The organism is Streptomyces sp. NPDC002328, assembly GCF_042890065.1.
Lineage (GTDB): Bacteria > Actinomycetota > Actinomycetes > Streptomycetales > Streptomycetaceae > Streptomyces.
The window spans coordinates 1-16,188 of sequence record NZ_JBIARQ010000027.1 but is presented as its reverse complement, the minus strand read 5'-3'; the positions used below and the strand labels follow the sequence as shown (position 1 = coordinate 16,188).

The 16,188-nt window shown below is 72.7% G+C and carries 12 protein-coding genes; all 12 read left to right on the top strand.

Annotated elements, in window-relative coordinates:
- Positions 1-23 precede the first annotated feature (23 nt).
- The 12 genes from ACFYX4_RS37590 (at position 24) to ACFYX4_RS37535 (ending at position 16,038) form a co-directional block, all read left to right on the top strand.
- Entirely contained in the window at positions 24-1,106 is a 1,083-nt protein-coding gene (locus tag ACFYX4_RS37590; protein WP_389343768.1) for an LLM class flavin-dependent oxidoreductase, read from the top strand.
- Positions 1,103-2,272, top strand: a complete 1,170-nt coding sequence (locus tag ACFYX4_RS37585; RefSeq protein ID WP_389343765.1) for a hypothetical protein — start codon at positions 1,103-1,105, stop codon at positions 2,270-2,272. The genes ACFYX4_RS37590 and ACFYX4_RS37585 overlap by 4 nt, the downstream gene beginning before the upstream one ends.
- Positions 2,273-2,314: 42 nt before the next feature.
- Positions 2,315-3,259 carry a hypothetical protein gene (locus ACFYX4_RS37580; protein ID WP_389343762.1) on the top strand — a complete coding sequence of 315 codons (945 nt, stop codon included), beginning with the start codon at positions 2,315-2,317 and terminating at the stop codon, positions 3,257-3,259.
- Positions 3,259-4,059 (top strand): class I SAM-dependent methyltransferase, encoded by an 801-nt coding sequence (locus tag ACFYX4_RS37575; protein ID WP_389343759.1) that lies wholly within the window; start codon positions 3,259-3,261, stop codon positions 4,057-4,059. The genes ACFYX4_RS37580 and ACFYX4_RS37575 overlap by 1 nt, the downstream gene beginning before the upstream one ends.
- A gap of 48 nt (positions 4,060-4,107) precedes the next feature.
- On the top strand, positions 4,108-5,736 hold the full coding sequence (locus ACFYX4_RS37570) for an alpha/beta hydrolase (protein ID WP_389343756.1): 1,629 nt from the start codon (positions 4,108-4,110) through the stop codon (positions 5,734-5,736).
- Positions 5,733-7,361 (top strand): MFS transporter, encoded by a 1,629-nt coding sequence (locus ACFYX4_RS37565; protein ID WP_389343753.1) that lies wholly within the window; start codon positions 5,733-5,735, stop codon positions 7,359-7,361. Before ACFYX4_RS37570 ends, ACFYX4_RS37565 begins: the two co-directional genes overlap by 4 nt.
- Positions 7,358-7,876, top strand: a complete 519-nt coding sequence (locus tag ACFYX4_RS37560) for a flavin reductase family protein (RefSeq protein ID WP_389343750.1) — start codon at positions 7,358-7,360, stop codon at positions 7,874-7,876. Before ACFYX4_RS37565 ends, ACFYX4_RS37560 begins: the two co-directional genes overlap by 4 nt.
- Before the next feature lie 85 nt (positions 7,877-7,961).
- A complete protein-coding gene (locus ACFYX4_RS37555; protein ID WP_389343747.1) occupies positions 7,962-9,782 on the top strand; it encodes a DUF4192 family protein in 1,821 nt (606 codons plus the stop codon).
- A 100-nt stretch (positions 9,783-9,882) separates the two neighbouring features.
- Complete coding sequence (locus ACFYX4_RS37550; protein WP_389343744.1) at positions 9,883-10,641, top strand: NUDIX domain-containing protein; 759 nt, start codon at positions 9,883-9,885, stop codon at positions 10,639-10,641.
- A 52-nt stretch (positions 10,642-10,693) separates the two neighbouring features.
- Positions 10,694-12,985, top strand: a complete 2,292-nt coding sequence (locus ACFYX4_RS37545; RefSeq protein WP_389343741.1) for an ATP-binding cassette domain-containing protein — start codon at positions 10,694-10,696, stop codon at positions 12,983-12,985.
- 163 nt (positions 12,986-13,148) lie between these two features.
- On the top strand, positions 13,149-14,036 hold the full coding sequence (locus ACFYX4_RS37540; RefSeq protein ID WP_389343738.1) for a FadR/GntR family transcriptional regulator: 888 nt from the start codon (positions 13,149-13,151) through the stop codon (positions 14,034-14,036).
- A 451-nt stretch (positions 14,037-14,487) separates the two neighbouring features.
- Positions 14,488-16,038 carry an RNA polymerase sigma factor gene (locus ACFYX4_RS37535; RefSeq protein ID WP_389343734.1) on the top strand — a complete coding sequence of 517 codons (1,551 nt, stop codon included), beginning with the start codon at positions 14,488-14,490 and terminating at the stop codon, positions 16,036-16,038.
- Positions 16,039-16,188 lie beyond the last annotated feature (150 nt).

Genomic DNA, 16,188 nt, shown 5'->3' with positions numbered 1-16,188 from the left:
CCACCGAAACAAGGAGAGAAACCATGGACATGGGCGTGATGCTGACGACGGCCCACCCCGACCACTGGACCGAGACGGAGGTCTTCGACAACTCGATCGACTTCGCCGTCGCCGCCGACGAGCTCGGCTACCAGTCGGCCTGGCTGCTCGAACACCACTTCACCCGCTACGGCCTGTGCCCCAACACGCTCACCATGGCCGGCTACGTGCTCGGCAAGACCAAGCAGATCAAGGTCGGCACGGCGGTCGTCATCCTGCCGCTGGACCACCCCATCCGGATCGCCGAGCAGACCAACATGCTCGACCAGCTCAGCCACGGCCGGTTCATCCTGGGCGTCGGCCGCGGCTACTTCCCGAAGGACTTCGAGGCCTTCGGGGTCGACCCGGCCAAGTCGCACGTCCTCCAGACCGAGTACGTCGACGTCATCCGCAGCATCTGGGAGACCGGCAGCGCCAAGTGGGAGGGCCAGGAGATCACCCTGCCCGACGTGACGCCGTTCCCCACCCAGTTCACCCGGCCCAACCCGCCGATGTACGGCGTCGGCCAGTCCCCCTCGACCATCGAGTGGGCCGCCTCCCGCGGACTCCCGCTGATCATGCCGGTCATCGGCACCCTCGAGGCGATGCGCTCGATCATCGACCTCTACAACGAGACCGCCGAGAGCCACGGCATCGACCCCACCACCGTGCCGCACGCCATGTGCACCGTCGCCCACGTCGCCAAGACCACCCAGCAGGCGCGGGACGAGATCTGGAAGCACATGTGCTGGTGGGAGCAGGAGCACGACGACGCCGCGTTCACCATGGAGCAGCTCCAGAAGCTCCCCAACTACCGCTTCCAGTACGGCGAGTGGCAGGCCGCCGCACTGCGCGGCGACCGCACCAACGCCGACTTCACCAACTACATGCTGGACAACAGCATCGTGGGCAGCGTCGAGGAGTGCGTGGACCGCATCGGCCGCACCATGGAGGCCACCGGCGTACGCAACTTCCAGCTCGGCGTGGAGGCCACCCTCCACCACGACCGGATCCTCGAGAACATGAACATGTTCGCCGAGGACGTGCTGCCCCGCGTCGGCTGGAAGCCGAACGGAGTCACCTCGTGACCGCTGCGACCGGCGCGGGGCCACGCTCGTCCGGCCCGCTCACCGGCACCGAGTTCGCCGAACTCGACCGGCTGATCTTCGAGGACGACGACTGGTGGGCGATGTCCGGCGCGGACCAGGCCGCGCTGCGCCACCGGTTCGTCGCCGCGGCGGTGGCGCACCACCTGGAACACAACGCCGACTACCGCCGGTTCGCCGAGGCGAGCGGGTTCGCGCTCGCCGAACTCGACGACCCGGCCGGTCTGCTCAGGGTGCCGCAGTTCCCGACCCGCATGTTCAAGCGGGTCGAGGTGCGCAGCGTCCCCGCGCGGGACTGCGACGTCTTCAAGTCCAGCGGCACCAGCGGCGTGCAGAGCAGGGTCTGGCGGGACGAGCCGTCCCTGGAACGGCTGGCCGGCTCGCTGCGCCCCGAGGGCGACATCTGGCGCACCCTCTACGGCGACGTCGACCTCGACGACGACGGCGAGATGGTGCACCTCGGACCGCACCGCCACGAGGCGGACGGCGTGTGGATCAGCTACCTGATGACGCTGGTCGAGATGTTCGCCGCCACCCGCTCCTACGTCCATGACGGAGTGCTGCGCCTCCAGGACGCCGTACGCGACGTGGGCTCCGCCCTCGCCGACGGACGGTTCGTGTGCGTGGCAGGACCGCCCGTGTTCGTGGCGGAACTGCTGCGCCACATGTCCGACAGCAGCCAGAAGCTGTCCGCCGGCGACCGCATGGCGGTCATCACCGGCGGCGGCTGGAAGAAGGACGAGGCGACCCGGCTGGACCCGGACGAGCTGCGCTCGCTCGCCATGGACACCTTCGGCCTGGCCTCGGCGTCCCAGGTGCGCGACGTGTTCAACCAGGTGGAGCTGAACACGGCGTTCATCGAGTGCGAGCACCACCGCAAACACGTCCCGCCGTGGGTCGAGGTGATCGTGCGCGACCCGCACGACCTGTCCCCGGTCCCGGCCGGACACACCGGCCTCATGTCCTACCTCGACCCGACGGCGCGCAGCTACCCCTGCTTCCTCCTCGCGGAGGACTTCGGCGCCGCCGAGACCGACGCCTGCCCGTGCGGGCGCCGGGGCACCACGGTCGACATCCACCGCCGGATGCGGACCTCCAGCCACCAGGGCTGCGCCCTGCGCCTCGCCGAGACCGTGCGGACCGCCTGACCGGCGGGACGGACAAGAGACACATCAACGGAGGGAAGAGCCATGCCGACCGAGTGCTTCGACGTCAGGACCAAGGAAGGCCGCACCGTCGCGGTGTGGCGGGACGGCCCGCCGGACGGGGACGCCGCCGGACCCGTCGTCGTCATGGCGCCCGGGTTCGGCCAGCGGATGCGCAGCTCCGGGGTGCTCGCCCTGATGCTGGTGTACAACGGGGCCACGGTGTACCGGTTCGACGCGCTCGACCACGTCGGGCTCAGCGACGGCGAGATCGTCGACTACTCCCTCACCCAGCTGATGGAGGCCCTCACCGCCGTCGTCGCCACCGTGCGCGAACGCGAGGGCGTCGACGCGGTCTCGATGGTCGCCACCAGCCTGTCCGCCCTGCCGGTGCTGCAACTCGCCGCGGACAAGAAGTGCGCCGACAACATCGCCCTGATGCTCGGCGTGGTCAACGGCCGGCAGACCCTCGTCGAGGTGCTCGACGTCGACTACCTGGACTGGGAGTTGGACGACCTGCCCGCCCGGGTGCAGATCGACAAGCACTCCGTGGACCCGCGCCCCATCGTCGCCGAGACCCGGGTCGTCGACTGGTGGGAGATGTCCGCCACCGTGGACGCGCTGTCGGTGCTCAACATCCCGGTGCGCAACTTCGTCGCCACCGACGACGACTGGGTCGACATCGCCGACGTCCGCGCCGCCTTCGAGGCCGCCAACCTCGACCAGCGCAACGTCATCGAGGTCGCCGTCTCCGGGCACGCCCTGCTGCGCAACCCGGTAGCGCTCAAAGCCCTGTTGACGGACGTGACCCGCAGCCTGGTCGGCGGGGAGGACGAGCCGGTCATGCCGAGCTTCGAGGAGATCGTCTCGCTGCGCGGCTCCGAACGCGAGCTGGAGCGCCGCCACTTGGCCTCCCGAGCCGACGGCAGCGTCGACAGCAGCGCCGACAGCGGCGCCGACGGCGGCGCAGAAGTCGCGGAGCAGGGCTGATGAAGGCGGACCCGGCACCCCGCGACCCCGGCGCCCCGGCGGCCGACCCGACGGCGGACTCCACGCTCATGGACGCCGCGTACAGCGGCGTCTACGGCGAGATCTACCGCACCCACTGGTGGTGGCGCGCCCGCGAGCACCAAGTGCTGCACTACGTCGGCAAACACGGCCTGTGGAACGGCCGCCGGGCGCGGATCCTCGACGTCGGCTGCGGCGACGGGTTCATCTGGCGGCGGCTGGAACCCTTCGGCGACGTCGAGGGCATCGAACCGGACCGCGTCCTCGTCGCGCCCGACTCACCGCACCGCGACCGCATCGAGGTCGCGGACTTCGCACAGGGCCGGCCACGCGCCGCCGACCACGACCTGGTGCTGATGCTCGACGTGCTGGAGCACATCGACGACCAGGGCGCGGCGCTGCGCCGCGTGGCGTCCCTGCTGGGCCCCGACGGCCGCGGCGTGATCACCGTGCCCGCGCTCATGGCCCTGTGGAGCGAGTTCGACGAACTGAGCGGCCACTTCCGGCGCTACGATCGCGCCTCCCTGCGCGCCGCCCTGGAGAACGCGGGGCTGCGGGTGCTGGAGATGCGCTACTACTACGCCTGGACCGTGCTGCCGCTCTTCCTGCGCCGGCTGCTCTTCAAGGCGGACGCCTCCGAGCACAGCCACTTCGTGAAGGCGCCCGCGCGCCCGGTCAACCAGCTGATGTACGGACTGAGCCGCGTCGACCACTGGCTCACCCGCCGCCTGCCCGCACCCGCCGGCAGCTCCCTCATCGCCGTGGTCGCCAAAGACGTCTGAGACGTCCGACCGGCGTCCGACTGCCGTCCGACTGACGAAGGAAGAGACATGTCGCAAGATCGTGCGCGGTGGCCCCGCCGCGTCCGGGCCGTCGCCGTCGCGGCCTGCACCGCGGCCCTCGCGGTGGCCCTGCCGGGCTCGGCCGGGGCGAAGGAGCCGACCGCCGCCGCCGCGCAGGAGATCGCCTGGGCCGACTGCGGCGAGGGCGCCGTGTCCGACGCCCAGTGCGCGGCGATCCAAGTGCCCCTGGACTGGCGGAAGCCCGCCGGGAAGAAGATCACCCTCGCCCTCTCCAGACTCCCCGCCCGCGACCCGGAGCACCGGATCGGCCCGCTGCTGTTCAACCCCGGCGGCCCCGGAGGCTCCGGCGCGGCCGTCGTCGCCTACAGCGACCTGCTCACCGCCGCCCCCGAGTTCGAGCCGCTGCGGGACCGGTTCGACCTGATCGGGTTCGACCCGCGCGGCGTCGGCTCCAGCACCCCGGTCACCTGCCCCGCGCCGCTGCACGACCCCGCGGTCGGCGCGTTCCCGGGCACCCCGGCCGCCTACGCGACCCTCAAGCGGTTCAACCGCGCGGCCGGGAAGGCCTGCCGCGCCGCGACCGGCCCGCTCATCGACCACGTCGACACCGCGAGCGTCGTCTCCGACGTCGAGGCGCTGCGCCGGGCCCTCGGCGCGGAGAAGATCTCCTGGCTCGGCCTGTCGTACGGCACCGAGATCGGCTCGCTGTACGCCCAGCGCCACCCGAACCGGGTCCGCACGATGGTCCTCGACGGCGTCGTCGACCACACCCTGCCCGCCCGCCGCGCCGCCGTCGACGAGGCCCGCGCCACCGAGCAGGCGCTGCTGCGCTTCGCCCGCTGGTGCCACGACGCCGAACAGTGCGCCCTGCGCGGCACGGACGCCGTCGCCGTGTACGACGCCGTCCTGGCGCGCGCCGACGCCGCCGGCATCCCCGCGGCGGGCCTCGGCCGGCACGCCACCGCGGAGGAACTCGCCAACGGCGCGTACACCTACCTCACCCAGCCCGCCACCTGGCCGCTCCTGGCCGGCGCGCTCGCCGCCGCCTCCGGACAGGCCGGCGACGCCGACGCCTCCCACCTGGTCGCCCCCGCCTCGTTCCTCCAGCCCGAGTACAAGGCGTACCGGACCGTCGGCTGCCACGACTTCGCGCCCGACACCCGCGGCTTCTCCGACCTGCGCGCCCAGGCCGCCCGCCTGCGCGCGGTCGCCCCGCACACCTGGCGCTACTCCGAGTTCTGGGACTGGACCAGCGGCTGCCTCGGCTGGCCGGTGCCCGCCGCGAACCCGCCCGCCCCGCTGAAGGTCCGCGGCGCGCCGCCCATCCTGCTCGTCAACACCCGCTTCGACCCGGCGACCCCCTACCCGTGGGCGCAGCGGCTCACGTCGAGGATCGACGGCGGCCGGCTGCTCACCGTCGAGGGCGACGGCCACACCGGCATCCTCAACTCCTCCTGCGCACGCGCCCACGAGGCCGCGTACCTGGTGACGGGGAAGACGCCCGCGCCCGGCACGACGTGCGCGGCGTCGCCGTCGGCAGCCGTGGCGGGCGCTTCGGCGGACGGCGGCGTGGTCGCCGGAGCGACGGTGGGCGGCGGCGTGGTCGCCGGAGCGACGGTGGGCGGCGGCGTGGTCGCGGGCGGCGGTCCGCGATGACCGGGGCAGCCGGCGCGCCCTCCGCCCAGGACACTGAGGACCGGCACGGCAGGGCCACGTACCACGAGTGGCTCGGCCTCGTGGTCATCGTGCTGTGCTGCGTCCTCGTCGCGATGGACATCAGCGTGCTGTTCTACGCGGTGCCCTTCGTCGCGGCCGACCTCGCCCCCACCACCTCCGAGGTGCTGTGGGTGATGGACATCTACGGCTTCCTGCTGGCGGGCCTGCTGATCACGATGGGCGCGCTGGGCGACCGGATCGGGCGGCGCAGGCTGCTCATGCTCGGCGCGGCCGGGTTCGGCGTCGCGTCGGTCCTCGCGGCCTACTCGACCAGCCCCGGGCAGCTCATCGCCAGCCGCGCCCTGCTCGGGGTCGCCGGCGCGACGCTGGCGCCGTCCACGCTGTCCCTGATCCGCAACATGTTCCACGACGAGGGACAGCGCCGCGCGGCGATCGGACTGTGGACCGCCGGGTTCGCCGCCGGCGCGATGCTCGGCCCGATCACCGCCGGCGTGCTGCTGGAGCACTTCTGGTGGGGCTCGGTGTTCCTCATCAACGTGCCGGTGATGCTGCTGGCCCTCGCGCTCGGGCCGATCCTGCTGCCGGAGTACCGCAGCCCCAGCCCGGAACGGTTCGACCTGTTCAGCGCCGCGCTGTCGCTGGCGGCGGTGCTGCCCGTGGTCTACGGGGCCAAGCGGTTCGCCGAGGGCCACTTCGACGCGAGGGCGGTGGCCTCGGTCGTCGCCGGACTCGTGATCGGCGTGCTGTTCATCCGTCGGCAGCGCCGCTCGCCCGACCCGCTCATCGACCCCAAGCTGTTCCGGGACCGGGCGTTCAGCACCGCCATCGCCACCACCACGGTGGTGCAGTTCGCGATGCTCGGCATGATGATGCTCACCTCGCAGTACGCGCTGTCGGTGCTGGGACTGCGGCCGCTCGTCGCGTCGCTGTGGCAACTCCCCGCCGTGGGCACGCTGTTCGTCGGCCTCGCGGTGGCGGGGGTGCTTGCCCAGCGGGTGCGGCCGGCGGTGGTGGTGTGCACCGGGCTCGTCCTCGCCGCCGTGGGCTTCGCCGTGATGAGCCCGGTGGGCCCGGACGACGGACTCGGCCTCATCGTGACCGGCGCGAGCGTCATGACCTTCGGCGTGGGCATGGTCGTCCTGCTGGCGACGGACATCGTGGTCGCCACCGCGCCCCGGGAGCGGGCGGGTTCGGCGTCGGCGCTGTCGGAGACCAGCAACGAGTTCGGCGGCGCCGTCGGCATCGCGATGCTCGGCAGTATCGCGCTCACCGTCTACCGCAACGAGGTGGAGGACGTCGTCCCGGCCGGTCTGCCCCCCGAGGCGGCCGAGGCCACCCGGTCCACGCTCCAGGCGGCGGTCGAGGTCGCCAAGACCCTGCCCGACCCGGTGGGTCCGGCGCTGAAGCAGGGGAGCGTCGAGGCGTTCACGGACGGGTTGCAGGTCGCGGTGCTCACCGGGTCGGCGATCCTGATGGTGGTCGCGGTGGCGGCGGCGATCGCGCTGCGACCGGTCCGTATCGGCTCGGGCGACGCGGACGGCGCGGAGGGGTCGGGGGGTGCCGTGAGCGCTCTCCCCGCCACGGCGGACGGGAAGCAGCCGTGACCGTCGACGGGACAGCCCTGCGCACCGCGCTGCGACCGTATGCCTCCGGGGTGGCGGTGCTCACCGCCATGGACTCCGCCGGCCCCGCGGGCGTGACGATCACCTCGCTGACCTCGATCAGCACGGAACCCGCGCTGATCTCCTTCGCCCTGGCCGACACCTCCTCGACCTGGGCCCGGGTCAAGGACTGCCACTGGTTCGGCGTCCACGTCCTGGCCGGGGACCAGGCGGAACTGGCCGGACGCTTCGCCGCCCGGGGCGTCGACCGCTTCGCCCCTCCCACCCGCTGGCGCACCGGCCCCCACGGCGTCCCCCTCCTCGACGACTGCCTGTCCTGGCTGGTCTGCTCCCGCTACGACCGCATCCGCCTCGGGGACCACCATCTGATCGTGGGCGCGGTGACCGACGCGGCGACGGACGGGAGCGGGAAGGGGGACAGCCTGATCCATCTCCACGGCGCTGTGCGCCCGGTCGCCTCCGCCGCGCTCACGGAGGCGACCGCGGCACCGCTGTGACTTGTCCACGGGGCGGACTTGTCCACAGAGGCGGACTTGTCCACAGGCCGAAGCGGAGGATCGCGATCCGCGAGATCGTCTCGGCATGACGAATCACAGCGAAACGACCGGAAGCTTCGACGGGCCCGCGTATGAGGGACGGGCCGCGTACGGGGGAGGGGCGGCGTACGAGGGCCATGTCCCGTCCCACGGCGGCCCGGCGGGCGACGGGGACACCGCCGCGCCCCACCAGGTGACCCTGCGCACGCCGGCCGAACTGGCCGACGCCCTCCCGTACTTGCTGGGCTACCGGCCCGAGGACAGCATCGTCCTGGTCGCCCTGCACGACCGGGGCGGCCGGGGCAGGTTCGGCGGCCGGGCCCGCCTCGGCATCCCACTGAGTCCCGACGACTGGCGCGCCGCGGCCCGGCAGTTGGCGCAGGGGCTCGTGCGCGGCAGTGAACGCCGGGGAACCAGGCCCGCACAGATGGTCGCCTACCTCTGCCAGGAGCCGGGCGGCGGCGGGACCGGGCGCGAGACCATGGAACGGCTGCGCCCGCTGGCCCAGCGGCTGCGCGAGGAGTGCGGCGACCTAGGCGTCCCCGTGATCGAGGCGCTGTGCATCTCCGACGGCCGCTTCTGGTCGTACTGCTGCAAGGGCGAGGGCTGTTGCCCGGCCGAGGGCGCCGCGATGGGACTGCCGGGCACGTCCGTGGTGGCCGCGGCGGCCACCTATGCCGGCATCCAGGTCCGGGGCACCCTGCGCGAGCTGAGGGCCCGGTTCCTTCCCCTGGAGACGGGCGTCGCGCTGGAGCAGGAGGTCGCGCTCGACACCGCGAGCATGGCGCTGGTGCCCAGGATCATCGAGGACGCGAGCCGGGCGATCGTGGCGGACGAGACGATCGAACTGGCCGACACGATCATGCGCCGCTTCGCGGCGGCTCCTCGGGCGACGGCCGTCCTGGAAGCGGACCGCAGGGACGACCGGCTGCTCTCCACCGACGAGGCGGCAGCCCTGATTCTGGGCCTCCAGGACCGTTCCACCCGGGATCGCGCCGCCCAGCGGATGGAGGGCGACGAGGCCGCCCCCGCCCTGCGGCTCTGGCGCGCCCTGGCCCGCCGCTGCGTCGGCCCCTACGGCGAACACGCGGCGGCCCCCCTCACCCTCGCCGGCTGGGTCGCCTGGTCCAGCGGCGACGAACTGGAGGCCCGCGAGGCCCTCGCGATGGCCCTCGGCGCGGACCCCGACTACCTCTTCGCCCGCCTCCTCCACCAGGCCTGCAACGAGGGCCTGAACCCCGAGTCAGTACGCCGCTGCCTACGCACCGACCGAGAGGAGCACCTGCACGGGACGGAGCGCCCGCAGGAGGCGGAACGCCCGCGCGATGCCGTGCGCCCGGAGGGCGGTAAGAGCTCGCCCGGCGGGGGGAGCCCGCTCGGTGAGGGGAGGTCGCGCGGGGCCGAGCGCCCGCGCGAGACCGACCGCCCGGAAGGCGGCGAGCCCCCGCTCGGCGAGGGGAGGCCGCGCGGGGCGGAGCGCCTGCACGGGGCCGAGCGCCCGCGCGAGACCGACCGCCCGGAAGGCGGCGAGACCTCGCTCGCCGGCGAGCCCCCGCTAGGCGAGGGGAGGCCGCGCGGGGCGGAACGCCTGCACGGGGCCGAGCGCCCGCGCGATGGCGAGCGCCCGGAGGGCGGCGAGATCCCGCTCGAAGGGGAGAACCCGCTCGGCGGGGTGACCTCGCTCAGTGAGGAGTGCCCGGAAGGCGGCCGTCGTCCCGACCGCCGGCGTCGCCCCGCCCGTCCTACGGCCCAGGGCCGGTCCGACTCCCGCTCCCGTACGCGCCCCACGGGAAAGCCCGCGCGGCGTCGCGGCCACCGGGCCGAGGACCTGGCGTCCGACGGCGACGGACTCACGGGCAGGGGGTGAGAAGGGGGGCGCACCGAGAGGGGCGGCCCCTGCCCGGCGGGGACCGAAGGTGGCCGGTGTAAGGAGTGTTTATCGTCAGGGAGACGACTATGATCGCGGCATGCCCTACGACCCGTCAGCGTATCCGCCCTTCGCCGTCACCGTGGACCTGGTCGTGCTGACCGTGCGCCGCCATGCCCTGTGCGCACTGGCGGTCCGCAGGGGCGAGCCGCCGTTCCAGGGCCGGTGGGCCCTCCCCGGCGGCTTCGTACGGGACGACGAGGACCTCTCCCAGGCCGCCGCACGCGAACTGGCCGAGGAGACCGGACTGCACGCGCACGACCCCGCAGTCCCCGTCCAGGACAACGGCGCCCATCTGGAACAGCTCGCCACCTACGGCGACCCCAAGCGCGACCCCCGGATGCGGGTCGTCAGCGTCGCCCACCTCGCGCTCGCTCCCGACCTGCCCGCCCCGAGAGCCGGCGGCGACGCCAGCAACGCGCGCTGGGCGCCGGTCGAGGAACTGCTCCAGCACGGCGGTTACGGCCGGGACGGCGAACCGGTCGCGCCGCTCGCCTTCGACCACGCCCAGATCCTCGCGGACGGAGTGGAACGCGCCCGCTCCAAGATCGAGTACTCGTCGCTCGCCACGGCGTTCTGCCCTCCCGAGTTCACGGTCGGAGAACTGCGCCGCGTCTACGAGGCGGTGTGGGGCGTGGCGCTCGACCCGCGCAACTTCCACCGCAAGGTGACCGGCACGCCCGGCTTCCTGGTTCCCACGGGCGGCACCACCACGCGGCAGGGCGGCCGTCCCGCCCAACTCTTCCGCGCCGGCGGCGCGACACTGCTCAACCCGCCGATGCTGCGCCCCGAGGTGTGAACCAGCCGCGCTATACCGGAGAAAACGGACATAGCGCGCTATCTTGCTACGGGTGATCCAGGCTTTCGGACTGACCAGCGAACAGCGCAAGGAGTTCCCGCTCGCCCTCGACGACGTGTCCTTCGAGGCACGTTCGGGGCGCGTCACCGTACTGCTCGGTGCGCCGGGCGCGGGCAAGACCACGGCGCTGAGACTCATGCTCGAACTCCAACAGGGCTGTGGCATCACCTACTTCAGAGGCCGCCCGCTGCACCGCATCGCCCATCCCTCACGTGAGGTCGGCGTCCTCCTGGGAGACGTGCCGGGGCACCCGGGCCGCACGGTCCGCGGTCATCTGCGGATGCTGTGCGCGGCGGCCGGCGTCCCGGCCCGACGGGCGGACGAAGTCCTGGAAGTGGTCGGCCTGGTCAGTCTGCGGGAGGAACGACTCGGCACCCTCGCCCGCGGCATGGACCGCCGGCTCGGTCTGGCCTGCGCCCTCCTCGCCGACCCGCACACCCTCGTGCTCGACGAGCCCGCCGACGGACTCTCCGACCGCGAAAGCCGTTGGCTGCACGGCATGCTGCGCGCCCACGCCGACCAGGGCGGCACGGTCCTGTCGACCACGGCCGACCCCAAGGAGGCCATCCGCACCGCCGACCGGGTCGTCACCCTGGACGAGGGCAGACTCGTCGCCGACCAGGAGGTGGGCGACTTCGCCCGCACCCGGCTGCGCCCACGCGTCGCCGTCCGCAGCCCGCACGCCGCCCGCCTCGCCGCCGTCCTCACCAAGGAGGCCCGCACCGGACAGCGTTCGGTCGAGGTCGTCCAGGAGGACGGCAACCGCCTGTCCGTGTACGGCAGTACCTGTGCCGCCGTCGGCGAGACCGCCTACCGCCACGGCGTCCTCGTCCACCAACTCGCGGACGAGGTGGGCGACATGGGTCCCGGCGCCGGAACGGACGATGGTGAGGCGCCCGACGCCCGAGCAGCCCGACTCGCGTCGGTCCCACCCCAGCCACCGGAACCCACCCCCGACCCCACACGCTCATCGCCCCAGCCCAACCGAACCCCACCCCAGGACGAGTCACACCCGCCCACCCGAACCACGGCCGAGCCCACCACTTCCCCCGACACACCCACCGGCACCACTGACCCGGCAACCACACATCCGTCCCACACTCCGGCCGGCACCACCGACCGCTCCACCCCAACTCCCGTCCCCACCTCAACCGCCACCGCCACCGGTCCCGCCAACTCGGCCGCCGCCTCCACCGGCACCACCGCGCCGGCCGCCGCCGACCCCGCTCACGCCCCGGGCTCCGCAGCGCTGCCCCACCTCCCGGCCGCCCCCGAGCCCACCGTCACGTCCGACACCACCGATCCGGCCACCCCGGCACAGCCCCGCACCTCAGCCACCCCCCGCGACGCTGCCGCACCCCCCACCTCGGCCGCCACCCCCGCCCCGGCCACCCCAACTCCCGTCCGCACCTCCGCCAACTCGGCCGTCGCCACCCCCACCCCAGCCCCTGCCACCCCGCCCCGCCCCCTGGACGACCTGGTCGCTCTGCCGCCGCCCATCTCCGTGCGCCCCGCCCCCAGCCCCCTCCGTCCCCTCCGCTACGAACTCCGCCGTGCCGCCGGCGTCGGCGCCGGGTTCGTCACCGCTGGGATCGTGCTGATCGTCTCCGCCGTCACCGCCGTCCTGCTGGCGCGCATGGGGCACACCTCGCAGGCGCGGCTGCTGGCCGCCTGGCCCGTCGAACTGCCGCTGCCGCCCGCCGCGCTCGGCGCGGGACTGCTCGGGGCGCTCGCCTTCGGGGACGAGTTCCGCCACCCCGCGCTGGCGGCGGACCGCGGCACCGTCCCCCGCAGGCTGGGCATGCTCACCGCGAAGCTGATCGTCGCCGCGTTCACCGCGCTGGCGCTGGCGTTCCTCACCGTGGGCTGCGACGCCGAGGTGCTCTACCTCGTCTACGGACGGGAACACGCCCAGGTTCCCGCGGACTGGCTCCAGTTGAGCGCGAGCTGGATCGGACTCGTGGTCGGCTGCGCCTGGGCCGGCGTCCTCGCGGCCGGCGTCTTCCGCTCCACCACGGCCGGACTCGCCGCCGTCGCGGCCGTGCCGGTGGTCGTCGTCCCCGTCGTACAGAAGGCCGTCGAGGGCGTGTCCGTGCGAACGGCGGCCGGATTCTCGCTGCGGCTGCGCGAGGTGTTCCTGCTCCAGTGGCCCTTCGGAGGCGAGCGCTACCTCGCCGCGGCGGTGCGCGTGATCGGCCAACCCTTCGGCAGCGCACTGGCGTTGTCGCTGACCTGTCTCCTCGGCGCGTACCTGCTCACGACCCTGCGGAGCCGCGTGCGATGAACACGCTCCGTGCTCACCTGGTCCCCGCGTGTGCGCAACTTCCCCGTAGAAAGCCCATTTCTTTCCGATAAGGCGTCAATTCCGACGGGGTGAGCGATCACCCTTTCGTGTGCTTTTCACCAAAGACCTCAAGGGAGTTGAGGGCAGCGCCGACAAAGGATCCGTGAGTACCCTTGCGCACACCATGATGACCGCCGCCCGCTCCGCCGACTCCGGTCTGGCCGGCCCGGGCGAACTCGACCGCTACCCCTACGCCGAGGCCCCCGTCGCCGAGCGCGTCGGAGCTCCCGTCTGGGACGGCGCGGACCCCGAGCTGGGCCGCGTGGGCCGGCGTGCCGCGGGCAGCCGCGGACGCGGACTGCACGGCCAACTCGTCCAGCAACTGGGTCAGATGATCGTTTCCGGCGACCTCGGCGCCGACCGCCCGCTCGTGCCGGAGGAGATCGGCCAGCGTTTCGAGGTGTCCCGCACCGTCGTCCGTGAGTCGCTCCGGGTCCTGGAGGCCAAGGGCCTGGTCAGCGCCCGGCCGAACGTCGGCACGCGCGTGCGCCCCGTGAGCGACTGGAACCTCCTCGACCCGGACATCATCGAGTGGCGGGCCTTCGGGCCGCAGCGCGACGACCAGCGGCGCGAGCTGAGCGAGCTGCGCTGGACGATCGAGCCGCTCGCCGCCCGCCTCGCCGCCGGGCACGGACGGGAGGACGTGCAGCGCCGGCTGTCCGACATGGTCGAGATCATGGGACACGCCATGGGCCAGGGCGACGCGCTCACCTACTCCCGGGCCGACGCCGAGTTCCACTCGATGCTCATCCAGATCGCGGGCAACCGCATGCTGGAGCACCTTTCCGGGATTGTCTCGGCCGCCCTCCAGGTCTCCGGCGGACCCGTCACCGGCTGTGACCGGCCGACCGACGCGTCCCTCGCGCACCACGCCCGGATCGTCGACGCGCTCTCCGCGGCCGACGGCGCCGGCGCCGAGGCCGCCATGCGTCAGCTGCTCACCGTCCACCCCGAGGTGGAGCGGGTCGTTCCGGCGCCGCGCGAGCACTGAGCACACCCCCGCGGGCGGTGCGGTCGGGACACCTCCCCTCCCGGCCCCTCCCGCCCCGTCCGGTCGCGCCGCGGCCGGCGGCCCACCGCCCCGTCCGTCGGACCCCGCAGGGCCCCGCCACGGGGCCGCGGGGTCCGACGGCGCGAGGAGGCGGGTTGGGTCGCGGTCGCGTGGGTAGACGTCGCGGGTGACCTTATGTGCCCGCGTCTGACCGTTTATGAGCGCTTACGGGGTGTGACTCGGGCCACGAAGATTAGGCGTAACGCTCATGGAAACAACGCGATGACCTAAGAGGTGACAGCCGCGGAGGGAATACGGACGCCGTACAAGGCGCTGTGCATCTTCCCGGCCCCCCGCCCGCGCCGTCGGCCCATCCCCAAGGCCGGTGGTCGGCTCCTGTCCGCAGTGGACGGGGCCGGAAGCCGTTTTCCAACGTTCCGAGAGGTTGTTCGTGTCGGCCAGCACATCCCGTACGCTCCCGCCGGAGATCGCCGAGTCCGTCTCTGTCATGGCGCTCATTGAGCGGGGAAAGGCTGAGGGGCAGATCGCCGGCGACGATGTGCGTCGGGCCTTCGAAGCTGACCAGATTCCGGCCACTCAGTGGAAGAACGTACTGCGCAGCCTCAACCAGATCCTCGAGGAAGAGGGTGTGACGCTGATGGTCAGTGCCGCGGAGCCCAAGCGCACCCGAAAGAGCGTCGCAGCGAAGAGTCCGGCCAAGCGCACCGCCACCAAGACGGTCGCCGCGAAGACCGTGACCACGAGGAAGGCCACCGCCGGCGCCACGGCCGCCCCGGCCGCGCCCGCTGTGGACGACCCCGCCGAGGAAGCCGCCCCCGCGAGGAAGGCGGCCGCCAAGAAGACCACCGCCGCCAAGAAGGCGGTCGCGAAGAAGGCCGCCCCCGCCAAGAAGACGGCGGCGAAGAAGACCGCCGCCAAGAAGGACGACGTCGAGCTCATCGAGGACGAGGTCCTCGAGGACGCCGCCGCGCCCAAGACCGGTGACGAGCCCGAGGGCACCGAGAGCGCCGGCTTCGTCCTGTCCGACGAGGACGAGGACGACGCCCCCGCGCAGCAGGTCGCCGCGGCCGGCGCCACCGCCGACCCGGTCAAGGACTACCTCAAGCAGATCGGCAAGGTCCCGCTGCTCAACGCCGAGCAGGAGGTCGAGCTCGCCAAGCGCATCGAGGCCGGCCTGTTCGCCGAGGACAAGCTGGCCAACGCCGACAAGCTCGCCCCCAAGCTCAAGCGCGAGCTGGAGATCATCGCCGAGGACGGCCGACGCGCCAAGAACCACCTCCTGGAGGCCAACCTCCGTCTGGTGGTCTCCCTGGCCAAGCGCTACACCGGCCGCGGCATGCTCTTCCTGGACCTCATCCAGGAGGGCAACCTCGGCCTGATCCGCGCGGTCGAGAAGTTCGACTACACCAAGGGCTACAAGTTCTCCACGTACGCCACCTGGTGGATCCGTCAGGCCATCACCCGCGCCATGGCCGACCAGGCCCGCACCATCCGTATCCCGGTGCACATGGTCGAGGTCATCAACAAGCTCGCGCGCGTGCAGCGCCAGATGCTCCAGGACCTGGGCCGCGAGCCCACCCCGGAGGAACTGGCCAAGGAACTCGACATGACCCCGGAGAAGGTCATCGAGGTCCAGAAGTACGGCCGCGAGCCCATCTCGCTGCACACCCCGCTGGGCGAGGACGGCGACAGCGAGTTCGGTGACCTCATCGAGGACTCCGAGGCCGTCGTCCCGGCCGACGCGGTCAGCTTCACGCTCCTCCAGGAGCAGCTGCACTCCGTCCTCGACACCCTGTCCGAGCGCGAGGCGGGCGTCGTCTCCATGCGCTTCGGTCTCACCGACGGTCAGCCGAAGACCCTCGACGAGATCGGCAAGGTCTACGGCGTCACGCGCGAGCGCATCCGCCAGATCGAGTCCAAGACGATGTCGAAGCTGCGCCACCCGTCCCGCTCGCAGGTGCTGCGCGACTACCTCGACTAGGCCGACGCCACAGCCCGACGCCACAGCCCGACGCCCAAGGCCCGGAGCCCCCTCGGGGGATGCTGTTGGTTTATTCGGGCCTGTGCGTGACGTTGGCCTTCAAGACCCGGTTGTGGTCTTGAAGGCCGACGTTGTCGTATGGGGTGGGTG

What these genes read in the sequence shown, in the direction of transcription:
- ACFYX4_RS37590 (WP_389343768.1), top strand. Translation starts at nt 24, where the DNA reads ATGGACATGGGCGTGATGCTGACGACGGCCCACCCCGACCACTGGACC.
- ACFYX4_RS37565 (WP_389343753.1), top strand. Translation starts at nt 5,733, where the DNA reads ATGACCGGGGCAGCCGGCGCGCCCTCCGCCCAGGACACTGAGGACCGG.
- ACFYX4_RS37570 (WP_389343756.1), top strand. Translation starts at nt 4,108, where the DNA reads ATGTCGCAAGATCGTGCGCGGTGGCCCCGCCGCGTCCGGGCCGTCGCC.
- ACFYX4_RS37580 (WP_389343762.1), top strand. Translation starts at nt 2,315, where the DNA reads ATGCCGACCGAGTGCTTCGACGTCAGGACCAAGGAAGGCCGCACCGTC.
- ACFYX4_RS37555 (WP_389343747.1), top strand. Translation starts at nt 7,962, where the DNA reads ATGACGAATCACAGCGAAACGACCGGAAGCTTCGACGGGCCCGCGTAT.
- ACFYX4_RS37575 (WP_389343759.1), top strand. Translation starts at nt 3,259, where the DNA reads ATGAAGGCGGACCCGGCACCCCGCGACCCCGGCGCCCCGGCGGCCGAC.
- ACFYX4_RS37550 (WP_389343744.1), top strand. Translation starts at nt 9,883, where the DNA reads ATGCCCTACGACCCGTCAGCGTATCCGCCCTTCGCCGTCACCGTGGAC.